Source organism: Burkholderia sp. BCC1972 (assembly GCF_905339605.1).
In the GTDB taxonomy this organism is placed as follows: Bacteria; Pseudomonadota; Gammaproteobacteria; order Burkholderiales; family Burkholderiaceae; genus Burkholderia.
Window position 1 is genome coordinate 1 of sequence record NZ_CAJPGH010000039.1, and the last position, 16,355, is coordinate 16,355.

At 63.5% G+C, this 16,355-nt stretch carries 10 protein-coding genes and 1 pseudogene; 10 read left to right on the plus strand and 1 reads right to left on the minus strand.

The features are described 5' to 3' along the window. From U5798_RS34225 to U5798_RS34270, 10 genes and pseudogenes are all read left to right on the plus strand, one after another. A pseudogene (locus U5798_RS34225) lies at window positions 1-190 on the plus strand (hypothetical protein); the annotation flags it as partial. Between the two features lie 123 nt (window positions 191-313). Next, the gene (locus U5798_RS34230) at window positions 314-1,336 is read left to right on the plus strand and encodes a hypothetical protein (protein ID WP_322084608.1); all 1,023 of its coding nucleotides are present in this window, start codon (window positions 314-316) and stop codon (window positions 1,334-1,336) included. A gap of 387 nt (window positions 1,337-1,723) precedes the next feature. Continuing rightward, window positions 1,724-4,807 carry an ATP-binding protein gene (locus U5798_RS34235; protein ID WP_322084609.1) on the plus strand — a complete coding sequence of 1,028 codons (3,084 nt, stop codon included), beginning with the start codon at window positions 1,724-1,726 and terminating at the stop codon, window positions 4,805-4,807. Between the two features lie 122 nt (window positions 4,808-4,929). Beyond that, the gene (locus U5798_RS34240; RefSeq protein ID WP_124456678.1) at window positions 4,930-5,118 is read left to right on the plus strand and encodes a hypothetical protein; all 189 of its coding nucleotides are present in this window, start codon (window positions 4,930-4,932) and stop codon (window positions 5,116-5,118) included. 329 nt (window positions 5,119-5,447) lie between these two features. Next, entirely contained in the window at window positions 5,448-6,107 is a 660-nt protein-coding gene (locus tag U5798_RS34245) for a response regulator (RefSeq protein WP_124456671.1), read from the plus strand. Between the two features lie 45 nt (window positions 6,108-6,152). Beyond that, on the plus strand, window positions 6,153-9,137 hold the full coding sequence (locus U5798_RS34250) for an ATP-binding protein (RefSeq protein ID WP_322084610.1): 2,985 nt from the start codon (window positions 6,153-6,155) through the stop codon (window positions 9,135-9,137). 553 nt (window positions 9,138-9,690) lie between these two features. Beyond that, the gene (locus tag U5798_RS34255; protein ID WP_322084611.1) at window positions 9,691-10,260 is read left to right on the plus strand and encodes a fimbrial protein; all 570 of its coding nucleotides are present in this window, start codon (window positions 9,691-9,693) and stop codon (window positions 10,258-10,260) included. A 68-nt stretch (window positions 10,261-10,328) separates the two neighbouring features. Beyond that, entirely contained in the window at window positions 10,329-11,048 is a 720-nt protein-coding gene (locus U5798_RS34260; RefSeq protein ID WP_124456669.1) for a molecular chaperone, read from the plus strand. A gap of 88 nt (window positions 11,049-11,136) precedes the next feature. Further along, complete coding sequence (locus U5798_RS34265; RefSeq protein WP_221623710.1) at window positions 11,137-13,626, plus strand: fimbria/pilus outer membrane usher protein; 2,490 nt, start codon at window positions 11,137-11,139, stop codon at window positions 13,624-13,626. Window positions 13,627-13,851: 225 nt separating this feature from the next. Next, on the plus strand, window positions 13,852-14,871 hold the full coding sequence (locus U5798_RS34270) for a fimbrial protein (protein WP_260434999.1): 1,020 nt from the start codon (window positions 13,852-13,854) through the stop codon (window positions 14,869-14,871). A 239-nt stretch (window positions 14,872-15,110) separates the two neighbouring features. Here U5798_RS34270 and U5798_RS34275 read toward each other — a convergent pair whose 3' ends face one another. Continuing rightward, window positions 15,111-16,106, minus strand: coding sequence for a fimbrial protein (locus tag U5798_RS34275; RefSeq protein ID WP_322084612.1), 996 nt, complete (start codon window positions 16,104-16,106; stop codon window positions 15,111-15,113). Window positions 16,107-16,355 lie beyond the last annotated feature (249 nt).

The following is a 16,355-nucleotide window of genomic DNA, read 5'->3' on the forward strand; positions in this document are numbered from 1 at the left end:
GGCGGCGCTGGGCGGCTTCGGCGGCGGCGTGGGCGGTGCGCTCGCGGGCTTCTCGTCGACGCCGGAAGGCAAGGCGACGGTCGTGGCGTTCATCGACGCGTACAACAAGATGGTCGTCGCACTGCGCAGCTACAAGGCGCAGGACGTGAAGGGCGGGCTGGGCCGCGGTGGCCAGCTGCAGGTCAACTGATGTTCCCGGGCCGGTGGTGTGCTGCCGGCTGATCGCTGATTCCTGATTCGTGATGGTCGGTGCGCGCGACGCGATTCGCGCGTACTGGCTTCGTTCGTGCTGTTCATTCAGAAGGTGATTCCGATGAAAGCCGTTGCACTGATCGCATTGACCTGCCTCGCGCTGACCGCTTGCGGCGGCGGCGACGACAATTCCTCGCCCGCGTCGTCCGGCGGATCGGGCACGAGCAACAACGGCGGCAGCGGCGGCACGGGCGGATCGGGTTCGGGCGGTGCGGGAAGCGGCGGCAATGGCGGTTCGGGCGGCTCGGGCGGCAGCACGCTGACGTGGCGCTACGAAGCGCAGCCTGTCGCGGCCGACAAGGCGAGCTTCCTGACGCTGGTCAACAACGAAGGCGCGAAGGGCTACCGCTATCTGGGCGACTACTTCTACAACGCGGGCAACGGCGGGACGCAATCGATTTTCGTGAACGACGGCACTGCGCAGACCTACACGTACCAGCTGCAGACGGCGCCGGCCGACATGGCGTCCTTCGTCAACGCGGCCAACGCGCAAGGGGCGAGCGGCTACCGCTACGAAGGGCCGCTCACGTACGGCGATCTCTATCGCAAGGATGGCGGCTCGTCGGCCACCTACACGTACACGACGACCGGCCTGCCGGCCGATGCCAACGCGTTCCTCACGCAGGCGAACGGCCAGGGCCAGTCGGGCTACTGGTTCCTCGGCCCGATGGCGGTGGGTGCAGTGCAGGCGAACGTGTACATGAAGAACAACGCATCGAGCGCGACCTATACATACGATGCGCTGGCGCCGACGACGAACGTCAGCGATTTCATCGCGCAGGCCAACAGCGAAGGCGCGAAGGGCTATCGCGCGAAGGGCGGAATGGTGTTCGGCTCGACGATCTCGTGGGTCTACGTGAAGGACCAGACGCAGTCGCCGACCTTCACGTACCAGTCGGCCACGATCCAGTCGACCGGCGCGAGCTTCGTCCAGCAGGCGAACACGTTCGGCGCACAGGGCGCCGCGTATCTGAGCGATATCGCGCTCGGCGTGTCCTCGCCGGTGATGGCGTCGTACTATTTCACGCCGAAGAACTGCACGGGCTTCCTGTGCACGACGCTGAATCCGCTCACGCAGAACTGAGCGGGCGTTTCCGGCGCGGCGGGACGGGGTTTCGTGCCGAACGCGTCGTATCGAGTGCCTCAGGCGCGCTGCGTCTACCGTGGGTGCGCCTTTTGCCGCCGGCTTGCCGGCGGTATTTCATTTGCGCGGCCGCCAGCCGCGGAGCGACGACGCAACTTGTCCGATCGGATAAGTTCCCCTACGCGATTTCGCGATGAACTTTCGTTCAAGTTCAAAATCATCGGTCAATCAAATCGGACGTGTACTAAAAGGATAATGCACGACTGATTTTCGCAGTGTCGTTTGGCATGATCGGGACATCGCTACCCCAAATGTACCCATCGTGATGCCCGGTCCGGCAGGGAATCTGCCGCATGTCCGTACCCTCGGGCGCCGTCACGCCGAGCCATGCCATACAGCACGCTTCAATCCATTCGCCGCTACCAGAGCATCTCGATGTTCGGGGGCGGCATCGTCGTCACGATCCTGATCCTGATCGCCTGCGGGCTCGGGATCACTTCGATCGTTTACGGTTATCTGGACGGCGAGCGGCGCAATTTCCTGAACGGTGTCGAGGAAACCGCCGACCAGGTGCAGGTGGCCGAGACGTCGTTCCGCAACGGCGTCACGAATACGCAATTGATCTGGCGCGAGCTCGGCGCGGCGCCGGCGGACGTCACAAAGGCGTTCTTCGATAACGGTCAGCAGCTTGCGATCACCCCGTTTCCATCGCTCGTGGTCGGCGTGCCGGGCGCAACCGCGCAACGTGACGAGGTCGCGCGTTACCTTGCACTGTCGTTCCTGCTGTCGCGCATCTGCGCGGCGAGCTCGATCAATCGCGGGCGCACGCTCGAGGGCTACCACTACAGCACGCGAACCGGGATGTTCGGGCTGGTGCCGCACCTGTCGCGCGACAATCCGGCGCTCGCGTCGGCCGATGCGCGCGCGAAGGTGTTCGATGCGCTGCACGTGGATTTCGACGTTCGGCCGCCCGCTCCGAACGATGGGCGGCCGAACGTCCGCTGGCTGCCGCCCTATCTCAATCCGGTCACGGGGCAGGTGCGCATCCGGCTGGCCGCCGAGGCGCGATCCGATGGCCAGCCGTTCGCGGTACTGGTCACCGAATACGCGCCCGACTACCTGCTGTCATGGCTGCCCGAGCGCACGCCGGCCGGCGCGTTCTTCATCATGTCCGCGGACAATCGGCTCATTGCGATCGATCCCGGTGTCGAGCGCACGCACGCGTTGACCGAGCGCCTGTTGAGTCTTGACGTCGCACTGGGCGACCAAGCGTCCGGCGAGCCGCTCTTTCGCGACGGCGCGATTGTGTTCCGCAGCAGGCTCGCGGCCACGGGCTGGACGATCGCCTATGCGCTGTCGTGGGCCGACGTGGCAGCCGGCATCGGCGTGCAGGCCGGTGCGCTCGCGGCGACGACGCTTTTCGCGATCGCCGTGATGTGGCTGCTGCTCGTCCGGTTCCACCGGCGCGTGCTCGTGCCGGTCTACGCGCGCTCGGCGCGCGTGTTCGACAGCGAGGCGTTGTGCCGCAGCGTGATCGCGATGGCGCCCGTCGGCATCGTTCTCGTGTCGTTGTCCGACCGGCGCGTGATGCTTGCGAGCGACGCGCTGACGCAGATGTTGCTGCCGCACGGCGGCGATCATCACGCGCTTTCCGCGCAGGTGCTGGAGAAGTACGACGCGTTCGTCGCGAACGGCGGAGCCGGCCGGACGATGATGACCGAGCTCGTGCTCGATGCACACGGCGATGCGCCGCTCCATCTCGAGGTCATTGCGCACAGTGCGCGTTACCAGGGCGAGGACGTGCTGATCGCGGCGTTCGCCGACACGAGCGCGCAGCGCCGTCTCGTGCATCAACTCGAGGAAGCGGTGCGCGCGGCCGATTCCGCGAATGCGGCCAAGTCGTCGTTTCTTGCCGCGACGAGTCACGAGATCCGCACGCCGCTGAACGTGATCCTCGGCAATCTCGAACTGCTGGAACGCACGGCGCTCGATGCGTCACAGCAGAGCCGCGTGCAGACGCTGCGCGTGTCGGCCGAAGGGCTGCTCGCGATCGTCAGCGACATCCTCGATTTCTCGAAGATCGAAGCCGGTGCGATGTCGGTCGAGTCGATCGAGTTCGACGTGATTGCGGTGATCGAGCGCGAGCTTGCGGCATTCGCGCCGGTTGCGAAGGCGAAAGGGTTGCCGCTGTTCGCCGATATCGACGCGAGCGGCGCACAGCGCATGCGCGGCGACCCGACGCGGCTCGCGCAGGTGGTCGGCAACCTGTTGAGCAACGCAATCAAGTTCACGAGCGAAGGGCGCATCGTCGCGCGCGTGGCGGTGGCGCGAAGCCCGCGCGGTGCGCCCGAGCTCGCGATCGGCATCGAGGACACGGGCATCGGGATCGATCGTACGCAACAGGCCAGGCTGTTCAAGCCGTTTTCGCAGGTCGACGCGTCGATCACGCGGCGGTACGGCGGTACGGGGCTCGGGCTCGCATTGTGCGATCGGCTGGCCGCGGCGATGGGCGGGACGATCACGGTCGACAGTGCGCCGGGGATCGGCAGCCTGTTCACCGTTCGCCTGCCGCTGCACATGGGCATTGCACCGAAATGTCCCGTCGGCGCAGGGGCGGGCGCCGGCCGGGCGCTGATCGTCGTGTCGCCGGAGGACGCATGGCGCGCGTTCGCGTTTCCGCATCTGCGTGCATGGGGTTTCGATGTCGCGATGCATCCGAGTCCGATCGGGATTGCCGCCGGGTGCCTCGCGCGTGCTCACGCGATCGTGCTCTTCGGCGATTCAGACCAATGGCGGCGCGAGGAGCTCGACAGCATCGGCGGCGGTACGCCGGTCGTGCTCGCCACGCCGGACGGCCCGCTACGGCCGGACGTCGCGGGCCGTACGATCCGCGTGTCGAGCTATTCGCTGAACGGGCTGCGCTTGGCGATCGAGCAGGCCCGCGTCGCCCCGGCCGAATTGCTGCGCGGGCGGGGCCGCGCGGCCGATGCCGTTCGGCCGGCGCTGCCGGCAATCAGCGCACGTGTGCCACGCGTGCTGATTGCCGACGACGCGTCAGTCAACGGATCGATTTTCCGCGAACAACTCGATGTGCTCGGCTGCGTGGTCCGGTGCGTGTCGTCCGGCCGCGCGGCGCTCGATACGCTCGCTGGCGGCGCGTGGGACGTGCTGCTGCTCGGTGCCGACCTGCACGACATGTCGGCGCTCGAGCTGGCGGAAGCTGTCCACACCCGTGCGCTGGCGTGCGACATGATCGTCGTCGCGTCGCATCTCGCGCCCGACGACGCCCGGCGTTACGCGGCGTCGAACGTCGAATGCGTGCTGACCAAGCCGGTGACGCTGGCCGATCTGCGCCGCGGCCTGGTACGCATCGCGCGGCGGCGCGGAATCGCATCTCCCGCCGGTGCGGCGGACGAGCGGCCGGGGGCGGCGGTCACGGCCGCCGCCGCGGCGCACTGGCCGGGACGATAAAAAGAGAAACAACGTCGGCGCGCTGTACACCGGCTGCGTCGGAACGGGGAAGGCAGGCACGCCGCATCGCTTCGGTGCCGCGTGATTTCGACTGAAGAAGGAAGGGTAAGGCCGTGCGCTATATGGGAAAGGTGTTCAGGCTGCTGCTCGGATTTGCGACGCTGCCGGAGAAATCCAGACGGGATTTTCTCATGCAGCTGAACGAATTCATGATGATGTCGCCATCGCAGAAGCGGCGGATCATCACCGAATGGCAGCACGCCGCGGATGACGGATCGGGCGAATCCGACACCTCCGCGGTCAAACGCTAGCGGGCGGCTCCGGCCGCCGTGCGGAACGCGATGGATCGACGGCGTGGGGGCGCCGCCGATCGAACGCGTGTGGGCGTCGGATCCATGCAGGTTCGTGCTGCAACGCCGTGCCCGGCGAGGCTGCGACTGCATCGGATCGGGTGCGGGCGCAGGCCGCCATGCCGCATCGCACCGCCGCGATGCGGAACCCGTCTATTATCTTAAAATTACGCTGCGCACCGCCCGGTTCGCCGAACGTTGCAACGCGACCGTGTTGCAAGACCGATTCGAATCATGGCGCGTCGCACAACATGGCACGTAGGGCCACGTGTTTCGGGAGAAGAATGGAGATGGATGAATTTTTTGTGCGGGTCATGGTGGCGGACGATCATCCTTCGTCTGCACTCGGGATGTCTCAGGCGCTCGAGGGCGCCAGCACGATCAAGCTGCTCGGCGCCGTCTCGAATTCGACCGACCTCGTGGCGATGCTCGACGAGCAGCAGAGCGACGTGCTCGTGGTCGATTACGTGATGCCCGGCGGCAAGTACGGCGACGGCCTGTCGCTGCTGTCGTTTCTCCAGCGTCGCTACCCGGCGCTGCGCCTCGTGACGATCACGATGATCGACAACCCGAGCGTGCTGCTTGCGATCCAGAAGCAGGGCGTCGGGTGCATCCTGAGCAAGTCCGACGCGATTTCGCATCTGGTCGGCGCGGTGCATGCGGCGTTCGTCGGAGCGAACTATCTGTCTCCGTTCGTCAAGAAGCTGCTGGAGGAGTGCCAGCCGTCCGCGGGTATCCGCACGCTGACCGCCCGCGAGATCGAAGTCGTGCGGCTGTACGGGGCCGGCCTGACGGTCGGCGAGATCGCGGTCCAGCTTCATCGCAGCAAGCAGACGATCAGTTCGCAGAAGTCGAGCGCGATGAAGAAACTCGGCATCGTCCGCGATGCCGACCTGATCCGCTATGCAAGCGAGGGGCAGTTGCCCGAATTGCCCGGGACCGATGCCTAGTCGGGCGATCGCGGCGCGCGCCGGGGAGAGACTCCAAGAACAAGCATGCCCACGAAACTGAAAACGCTGCTTGCGCATGCCGCCGCGGCGGGCCGCAAGCCATTCGACCCGGGGCGCGTGCGGCGCCAGCAGCACGCATTGCTGTACGGCAGCGGCGCGGCGATTACGGCGTTTATCCTCGTGTGCGCGGCGCTCGTCGTGCGGCTCGAAGTGCTCGATTACTTCACGCAGGCTTCAGGGGCGTTTCTGCGGCGTGAGGCGCGGCTATCTGCCGAGCTGCAGGCGACGTACCTGCTGTCGGGGCAACAGGCGAACAACGCGATGAACCTCTGGAGGTTCGACAAGCAGGCATCGCGAGACGTTTTGCGAGAATTCACTGAGGGCCGCGGCAGGATAATCTGGCGCCGATCGGGCCAGATCGCGCTGATCGGACTGGCCGACATCACGCAGGATGATCGGGAGAGCCGGTATTCGCGCTATCTCGGCCTGATCATGCCGCAGTTGGAAGTGGCGCCCAAGGTGACCCCGGTTCTCCCGGGGTTCAACATTTACCTGATCGGTATCGACGGGAATTTCGTGGCCGTGGGCGGGGTCGGGGCCGCCACGCAGGCGGCCGCGTTGCCGGATGGGTTCCAGGTGAAGGAGCTGGCACGGCAGCTGATACCGTCCGATGCAGCCATCCCGCACAACGACGCGGTCCTGATCGAGCGGCGTTTCGATCCGCTGCTCGGGCATCCGATCATGCGCTTCGTCCGCCGGCTGTATGACACCGACGGGCAGCCGTTTGCCTGGAGCGTCGTCGCCGTGCGTTCCCAGGTCGATAGCATCCTCGCGCCGCTTTCAGGCGACGAGGACTATGCACTGATCGATACGCGCGCACAACTTCTGGCTGGCGCGCAGCGCAGCAGCGACATGATTCCCCGCGCGCTCGACCATGCGAACGATCCGCAACGCGAGCGGGTGTTCGTGCATCGCGTCGGCACCCGTTTCGTCATCAGCGACCGCTTGCCGAATTCCGATCTGGTGCTGATGGCGACCTTCTCGTGGCGCAGCGTCATGGGCGCCGTCGCGATACCGGCCGGCCTGACGGTCGCCACCGCACTGCTGACCATTGCACTGCTATGGATCTCGATCGTTACGTTCGATCGGCGTGCGTTGCGCCCCGCCAACCGCCGTGCGATTCGCCTGATCGAGAGCGAGGCCCTCAACCGCACGCTGATCCGCACGGCGCCAGCCGGACTCATGCTGCTGTCGCTGGCCAATGGTGACACGATGGTGCGCAATGACGCCGCCGAGGCCTATGGTGACGCCGGAACGGCGCCGTCGCTCGGCAAGCGCATCTGGCAGGCTTACCACGCCAGTATCGCGGGCGGGCGGGCGCCGCGCGTCGTCGTGCACGAGTTGCCGGTCGACCTCGCCCACGGCCGGACGACCTATCTCGCCGCGCATATCGTCCGTACGCGCTATCGCGGCGTCGACGTGCTGCTCTGCACGCTCACCGACATCACCGCGCGCAAGCAGGCCGAGGACAAGCTGCGCGAGGCGCGGGAAGCTGCGGACGACGCGAACAAGGCGAAGTCGACCTTCCTCGCGACAATGAGCCACGAGATTCGTACGCCGCTGAATGCAATCGTCGGCAATCTCGAATTGATGGCGCGCGCGGCGTTGCCGGCGGACGAGCGGCGGCGCCTGCAGACGGTGATGTCGTCATCGGATGCGCTGCTGCGCGTGATCAACGACGTGCTCGACCTGTCGAAGGCCGAATCTAACCAGATGGTGCTGGAGGCCATGCCGTTCGATCTGCGCGCGGTGTTGCACGACGTCGCGGCGATCTTCCGTCCGCTCGCGGAGGCGAAGCACCTGGCGCTCGACTGCCGGATCGCGCCGGAGCTGGCCGACGGCTATATCGGCGATCCGACCCGGCTGCGCCAGCTCGTATCGAATCTCGTCAGCAATGCAATCAAGTTTACGGAACGTGGTAGCGTCAGCATCGGCGCGCGGCTGGCGCCGGCGGCGGGAACCGCGCAGCGGCTCGAGATCGCGGTGCGGGACACGGGCATGGGCATTCCTGCCGACCGCTTGCCGTCTCTATTCGACGTCTACATCCAGACGGATGCGTCGATCTATCGCCGCTTCGGCGGTACCGGGCTCGGATTGCCGCTGTGCCGCCGGATTGCCCGGCTGATGCACGGCGATCTGGCAGTCGACAGCCGGGCGGGCGAAGGCACGGCGATCACGGCCATGTTGCCGCTGCCCGCCGCGCCTGCCGACTGGCGGCTGGCGTTCGAGGAACCGGATGCCGAGGTGCCGGTCGCGCCGGCCTGGCCGCACGAGGACGAAGCGCCGTTGCGTGTACTCGTGGCGGAAGATCATCCGGCGAGCCGCGCGTTGCTGCGAGATCAACTCGATGCGCTGCACTACGACGCGACGATCGTCGCAAACGGCATCGAGGCGATGCGTGCGTATTTTTCACATCCGTTCGACGTCGTGCTGACCGATCTCGGCATGCCGGAGCTCGACGGGTTCGCGCTCGCAAACTTCTTGCGCGAACAGGGTGCGAAGGTGCCGGTGATCGCGATGACCGCGCATGCGACCGACGAAGACCGCCGGAGGTGCACGGAGGTGGGCGCGGTCGAGGTGGTGCTCAAGCCGCTGTCGATCGATGCGCTCGAGGCGGTCTTGCGGCGGCACGGGATGCGTGGCAATTCCGTGAACACGTATTCCGCCGATTCCGAAGTCCTCCAGCCACCGGCGATGACGGACGAAATACGCGACAAGCTGCGTAGCGCGACGCGGCACTCCTTGGCAGTGGTCGAAGATGCGCTGGCGCGCGGCGATGTCGATTGCCTCGGGCGCGAACTCCATTCGATGCGCGGCGGTTTCGCGCTGGCGGGCATGGTTGAGGCAGGTGATGCGTGTGCGCGCGGCGAGCGCCGGCTCGCCGAAGGCGGCGTGAACGCGCTCTTGCTCGACTGGCCGGAAGCGAGGGGCGTCGTCGAGGCCGCACTGTCGAGATTGGCCGGCACCTGAAAAACGTCGGCTTGGCGACCGTGCGAGGTTCAATACGAGGATGTGTTCTACAGACTTGTATTTCGATCAGGACAGCGTTGCAAGACCCTGTTCGGGCACCGGTCGTTATATTCCTCTTGAAAGAAGACTGGCGGTTTTATGACGTCGGCCTGTTTTCGTATCTTCAGTTGATCCCGCTTGTTCATTGGTGGCCGACGTGGCGCGCGGCCGAAATCGGCGGCCACGCTGATTTTCGGTGCTATTTCGGAGCCGGAAAGCGGCGTCGTACCGTGCCGGAACGTTTATTCGCACCCTATCGCGCGTCTTCGGCGAATCCCCCTGCGCTCGACTCACGCTCGTGACTCTCGGTGCATAGGCGTTCGGCAAGCGTCTTGAATCTTTAGAACTATTTTACATTCCGTTGCGCGGGCGGCCAAAAACATTAATTTCGTACTCGTACTAGATATTTGGGGGTTTATATCGGTCGCGGACTAGATACGGATTTCTTATTGATTGGCATCATTGATCCCGCTCTGTAAGGAGTTAATCAATCACGTTTCATTTGGAGAAAATCGTGGCTCTCAACAAGAAGATTCTCGCATTCGCAGCAGTCGCAGGTATGTTCGCAGCTGGTTCGGCCATGGCGGCCGACGGCACCATCAACTTCACGGGCAACATCACCGCGGCATCGTGCTCGATCACCGGCGGCTCGGGCACGAACGTGACGGGCGGCAAGGGTAGCCAGGACATCGCGGTCAACCTCGGCACGGTCGCCGCGGATTCCATCGGCGGCACGTCGATCAACCTGAATCTCGACTGCGGCAACACGGCGACCGACCTGACGCTCGTCAAAATGAAGTTCGATCCGCAGTCGGGCTCGGGCATCGACGGCAAGAACAACAATCTGCTGAAGATCTCGGGCACGGCAACGGGTGTCGGTATCGGTGTGTACGACAGCAACAACAAGCTGGTGAACCTGGCGGCGAACGAAACGGTCAACGCGCCGCTGGTCAAGGGCGGTACGGACGAAGCGCCGGTTTACACCGCCGCACTGAACATGCGTGCCGGTTACGTCGCGAACGGCGAGAAGATCGACGCCGGTACGGCCAACGGCACGCTGCCGTTCACGCTGTCGTACGAGTAAATCCCCCAATCGAGCGGTGGCATGGCACGTCGTGCCGTGTCGCCGCCGCCTCCAGATTCAATTCCGTCATGAAGAAAAAGCTCATTGCCGGGCTGGTCGCGGCCGGCTCGATGTTGTTCGTGTCCATTCCGTCGCATGCCGGCGTTTCGTTGTCCGGCACGCGCATCGTTTATCCGGCGCAAAGCAAGGAGACGTCGGTCATCGTCAAGAATCAGTCGAAAGACGACGTGATGATCCAGTCGTGGCTTGAATTGCCGGACGGCAACAAAGGCGACCTGCCCTTTGCGATCACGCCGTCGCTGAGCCGCCTCGGCGGTGACAAGCAGCAAATCCTCCGGATCTTCTATGCGGGTGAAGGGTTGGCCGCCGATCGTGAATCGGTGTTCTGGCTCAGCGTGCAGGAGATCCCGCAAAAATCCAAGGGCGACAACTCCCTGCAAATCGCGGTTCGGCAGCGGATCAAGCTCTTTTACCGGCCTGCCGATCTATCCGGCAAGCCCGAAGATGCCCCGGGGCAGCTGAAGTGGCGTTGGAGTGAAAGCCACGGCAAGCCGGCACTGGAAGTCGTCAATGACACGCCGTACTTCGTATCGCTCGGCCACGCGAGTCTCAAGGCCGGCGGGAGCACGTACCCAGTCGTGACCGAAATGATCGAGCCCAAGTCGTCGAAGCGCCTCGCTGTCAAGAATTTGTCAGGAAACGCACTGCCGGCGAATACCAAAATTGAATTCAGTTCGATCAACGATTTCGGCGCAACGGTCGATACGCAATCCGACGTGACGAAGTAACGCGACGGTGTGCGGGTCAAATCGATTCTGCAAGTCTTGATAGATACGTTGTACTAACAAATATTGTATGAGGGGCGCGTAGTCGGACATGAACACTACTGTCAAGAAAATCGTAGAGGCATGCCAGCGCGCGTCCTGTCTGATGGCGCTTGGCGCCGCGTTTGCGCCCGTTGTGGGGCAGGCCGCCGAGTTCAACGAGATGTTCCTCAAGAAGGGGGACGGGCCCGTCGAGCTTTCGTATTTCGAAAAAGGCAGTTCGGTTGCACCGGGCATCTACGATGTCGATGTGTCGCTGAACCAGCAACGTGCGAAGCGCGAGTCGATCCTGTTCAAGTCCGATGCATCGGGCGAAGTCCGGCCCGTCATCACCTACGGATTGTTGAAATCGCTCGGCGTCGATGTGAGGCGTCTCGAGCGAGAGCACCGGCTGGAGCAGGGGCTGGCGGATGACGCGCCGATCGACTTTGGTGCGCTGGTGGACGGCGCGTCGACGAGTTTCGACGTCGGGACCCTGACGCTCGACGTCAGCGTGCCGCAGATCTATGCGCCTGGGCAAACGCGCGGCTACGTCGATTCGTCGCTGTGGGACGAAGGCATTACTGCCGCCTATTCGAATTATCAGGCCAACTTCAGTCACAACACCGATTCGGGCTACCGAAGCGACTACGCCTACCTCGGGCTGCGCAACGGGCTGAACATCGGTGCATGGCGTTTGCGCAACGAATCGGCGGTGTCGTGGCGGCGCGGTAGCCCGTCGGATTTCGCAGCGAACCGAACCTACGTCGAGCGCGACCTTCAGCGTATCAAGGGCCGGCTCTCCGCGGGCGAGGTGTATTCGTCCGGCGAGATATTCGACAGCGTGCGCTTTCTCGGCGTGCAGGTCAGCTCCGATACCGGGATGCTGCCGGACAACGAAGTCGGCTATGCGCCGGTAGTGCGCGGCATCGCGCAGAGCAACGCGGTGGTCGAGGTTCGCCAGAACGGCTACGTGATCTATTCGACGTCGGTGACGCCGGGCGCGTTCGAGTTCCGCGATATCTACCCGAGCGGCTCGAACGGCGACCTCGAGATCCGTATCATCGAATCCGACGGTAGCGTGCGCACGTATCGGCAATCGTATTCCTACCTGCCGGTCATGATCCGTCGCGGCACGATGCGCTATGCATTCTCGGCCGGGCAGTATCGCGGTTACGGGCAGTCGCGGCCGAAGTTCGCGCAGGGCACGCTGGTCTACGGCGTGTCCGACAACCTGACCGGCTACGGCGGCTTCATCGGCGCCGAGCGATACGCGGCGGTCGCACTTGGCGTCGGCTACAACTCGCGATTGGGCGGTGTGTCGTTCGACATCACGCACAGCCAGTCGAATGCGCCGGGCCGCAAGGCGAGCGGGCAGAGTTTCCGGTTCCTGTACTCGAAGACGCTGGCGGCAACCGATACGACGTTCACGATGGTCGGCTATCGCTACTCGACCGACGGTTATCGGACGTTGAGCCAGCACGTCGACGATCTCGATCGCCAGTGGGGCAGCGGGTATCGCCGCCAGAAGAGTCGCGTCGACCTGAACATCAACCAGTCGCTGGGCACGCGCGGGTCCGTGTACGCGAGTGTCGGCGATACGAGCTACTGGAACCAGGGCGGTTCGAGCCGCAACATCCAGCTCGGCTATAGCGGTGCGCTGAAAAATCTGAGCTACAGCGTCGCGGTGGCGCACACGCGGGATTCGGGGCCGTTTGGCCGTTCCGATACCCAGTTCACCGCGTCGGTCAGCATTCCGCTCGGCGGCAGCACCCGATCGCATCGCCTGTTCGCGAACACGGTCGCGTCGACGAACGGCGACATGAGTTCGCAAGTCGGCCTGAGCGGTTTCCTGAACGACTCGAATACCGTCAACTATTCGGTGCAGGGCGACTACCGCAAGCACAACGGTGGTTCGGGGGGCGTGGGCCTCGGCTGGGACACGCCGTTGGCCAAGTTGACGACGAACTACAACCAGTCGGGCCATGGCAAGCACGTCGATGTCGGCGTGGCTGGGTCGGTTGTCGCACATGGCGGCGGCATCACGCTGGGGCAGACCGTCGGCGAGACTTTTGCGATCGCCGAGGTGCCGGGCGTGCGCGGCGCGCGTTTCACGTCGTCGACGAGCATCAGCACCGACCGCCGCGGTTACGCGATCCTGCCGTATGCGCAGCCGTATCGCTACAACTGGCTCAACATCGATACCGAGAGCCTCGGCTTCGATACCGACCTGACCGACAACGCGAAGTCGGTGGTGCCGACGCGCGGTGCAATCGTCAAGGCGAAGTTCGCCGCGGAAACGGGGCGACGGGTTCAGTTCGACGTGACGACGGCAAGTGGCGGCAAGGTGCCGTTCGGCGCGACCGCCTATGACGAGAACGACAAGGTACTCGGCATGGTCGACAACGAGTCGCGCGTGCTTGTGTTCGGCATCAAGGAACAGGGGCGTCTGTCGATTCGCTGGAGCGAGGGCTCGTGCGAAGGCGGCTATGCGTTGCCGGAGCGGAAGAAGGCCGTTGCCTATGAGCGCGTGGCGATGAGCTGCAAGATGGCAGGTCGATGAGTGCCACATGAGGTGGCGGAACCGCTCGTTCTGCGAGCCGCGCGTCGGATTGATCGCGTGGCAAATCGATAACGTGGGCTCATGCCTGTTATATGCGGAAATGGATGCGTGGCGCACACATCACCGAGCGAATGAGAGTTGGAAGCTATTCCGCGCCGGAAGCGAATGTGCGCAACGAGATTGCGTCGTGCGGTCCGTCCTGCAGGCTACGTACCGGAGGTGTTTATGAAATTACTTGTTATGTGTGCTGTCGCCGTCGCGACGTCGATTCCTGTATCGGCTCTTGCGGAATGCTATGTGCAGGAGGATTACCCCAGTGAACAAAAGGTTCCGTATCAGAAGGTCGAGTTTCCTGCGTTTCAGCCCGCTGCTTTCGATCCCGAAGTGCCGGACGGCACCGTCTTGTACACTGGCAAGGGAACAGGAAGTGGGAAGTCCGGCACAGCATACTGCCCAGATGCCAACGGCATCAAACTCCCTATTGGGAACCGGATATATAGAGGCATCGGTGCCTATAACGCGAACTACCATACCTATGCGACTCCCGTGGCAGGCGTCGGTTATCGTATAAAGGGGGGGATCAATCCAAACCAATGGTGGCCGAACCAGGACTATATGCCTTCCACAGGGGGGCCTTTGTCGAGTTCGAGCGGCTTTACCATCGAGCTTGTCAAGACTGGCCCTATCACGGCGGCAGGGTCCCTGTCCGGCGAGATCGGACAAACATACTACCCGGACCACGGATCCGTGGTGCGCCGTCTTTTCTTGACGGGCGGTTTGCCGATTGTCCCTTCCGTGCCGACCTGTACGGTACAGAACAAGGTGATCGGCGTGCCGCTGGGTTCGGTTTCGACCAAGGCGCTTGAGACAGGTGGCGCGTCCGACTACCAGTCGTTCTCGATCAATCTGAGGTGCTCGAACGGGACGGCGGGGACATCGACCAGGATGTATATCACGCTGACCGATGCTGCGAGGCCAGGTAACCGCAGCGGCCTGCTGACACTGGCCTCGTCCGGTTCCAATGCCGCGACTGGAGTCGGAGTGGAAATCCGTCGAGCGAACGATACCATTGTCAGCTTCGGGCCGGATTCCCCCGCGTCTGGCAATCCCAATCAGTGGTTCGTCGGGCAGTACGGCAATACCAGCGTGTCCATTCCGTTGAAAGCGCGCTATCTGAGAGGGACCGGCCCGCTGAAGGGGGGATTGGCCGATGCGGCAGCGACGTTCACCATGAGCTACCAGTAGCACGAGCCGACACAGGAGCGGCTGTCGGAGTGTTCGACGACCGCTCGGGTCAGTCTGAATCAGCACCCGATATTGTGGGCCATGAGCGGCGCGTCGAGGGCGGGGTGCGCCAGCTTCGATCACTGTTCAGTCCGGGTTCGAATGTGCCGCGATGGATATCTCGATCTTCAGTCCATGCCTTGCGCAGGGCGTCTCGGGTAACGGGATACGAGCCAGTCAATCTTCGTATGGCAGTGACGTCATCGATAACTCATCGTGAACGTTGCATTGGCGTTCGCCGTTCCCGACGTAATGCGTGGGCTGGTTTGCACGTAGCGGGCGCGCAGCGGGATGCTCATGCCTGGCGCGCCTTGTGCGACTCGCCCACCCAGCCATTGATTGGTGTTGCCGATCGCGGCGGAATCCGGACCGTATCCGAGCACGTCGTCGCTCTTCAGGAGCTGAATGCCCACGCCGGTGGCGGTAGAACCCTTCGATAGCGAAAGCGTTGTCGATGTATTGCCGGGATTCGTCGCATCGGTCAGCGTGACATACACCTTGGCAGACATTCCCGTATCGCCGCCCGAGCAGGATATGTCGATCCCGAACGATCGGGACGGCGCCGTCGAGCCGACGCCGGTGAAAACGGTCGATGCCATCGTCTCACCCATCGGTACCGGGGTGCGTGGCGTCGTGACCCTACAGCTCGGAGCCTTGGGGGTGACGAGGACGGGTTTAGCGAAGCGATATTCCACCAGCACCTGATCCGATCCGCTGTTCGCCCAGTAGTTCGCATAGGCACCGCTCAATACGCCGCTTTCCGTCACGTTTCCGGTTTTGATCAGCTGGATCGTGGGTGCATAGTATATGTTCCAAGGCTCGACCAGAGCGCTCGGCCCATCGATGAAAGGTGCCACCTGCCCGGTGGGCGATACGACTCGCAATCCGACGTTCGGCACGGAAGTTGGATAAACCTTGTTGGCATCAGGCACTCCAACGCCGGCAATGTACGTATAGGTACTGGTGGAGCAGGTCGATTTAGGACCCCAAGGGTCAGCCGCATTGGTGAAGGTGAGTCCTGATCCTTCGGCTTGATAGATGATCCCACCGATCGGGATGTCACCGGGACTGAGAGGCGGGGGATTGAATCCGCGAACGGAGACGACGAAATAATCCCGCCCGTCTTTCGTGTTGGCTGTGAATGCGGCAAGGGCATGAATCGGCAGTAGTGCTAATAACAATATCGAGTATTTCATTCTTCATCGCCTTGTATCGGAAGTATCGGATTTTTTTCCGGGCTGCGGAGCAAGACAAGCACGGGATCTGGAGCCGGTGCTTAATGGACACCAACGTGGTCTGCTCAAGCAGGTCTGCGATTGTTCATTGGGGCGGAGAAGATTGAAATGGGACAAGTACCAAATCCGATTACCGGAAAGCGAGGCAGATGCGATACATAACAGGCAGGCCGTTGCCGTCGTTACCGGATTGTCCGAATCGGTGTCCCC

Coding starts and splice junctions, on each gene's coding strand:
- U5798_RS34230 (WP_322084608.1), top strand. CDS start 314: ATGAAAGCCGTTGCACTGATCGCATTGACCTGCCTCGCGCTGACCGCT.
- U5798_RS34235 (WP_322084609.1), top strand. CDS start 1,724: ATGCCATACAGCACGCTTCAATCCATTCGCCGCTACCAGAGCATCTCG.
- U5798_RS34240 (WP_124456678.1), top strand. CDS start 4,930: ATGGGAAAGGTGTTCAGGCTGCTGCTCGGATTTGCGACGCTGCCGGAG.
- U5798_RS34245 (WP_124456671.1), top strand. CDS start 5,448: ATGGATGAATTTTTTGTGCGGGTCATGGTGGCGGACGATCATCCTTCG.
- U5798_RS34250 (WP_322084610.1), top strand. CDS start 6,153: ATGCCCACGAAACTGAAAACGCTGCTTGCGCATGCCGCCGCGGCGGGC.
- U5798_RS34260 (WP_124456669.1), top strand. CDS start 10,329: ATGAAGAAAAAGCTCATTGCCGGGCTGGTCGCGGCCGGCTCGATGTTG.
- U5798_RS34265 (WP_221623710.1), top strand. CDS start 11,137: ATGAACACTACTGTCAAGAAAATCGTAGAGGCATGCCAGCGCGCGTCC.
- U5798_RS34270 (WP_260434999.1), top strand. CDS start 13,852: ATGAAATTACTTGTTATGTGTGCTGTCGCCGTCGCGACGTCGATTCCT.
- U5798_RS34275 (WP_322084612.1), bottom strand. CDS start 16,106: ATGAAATACTCGATATTGTTATTAGCACTACTGCCGATTCATGCCCTT.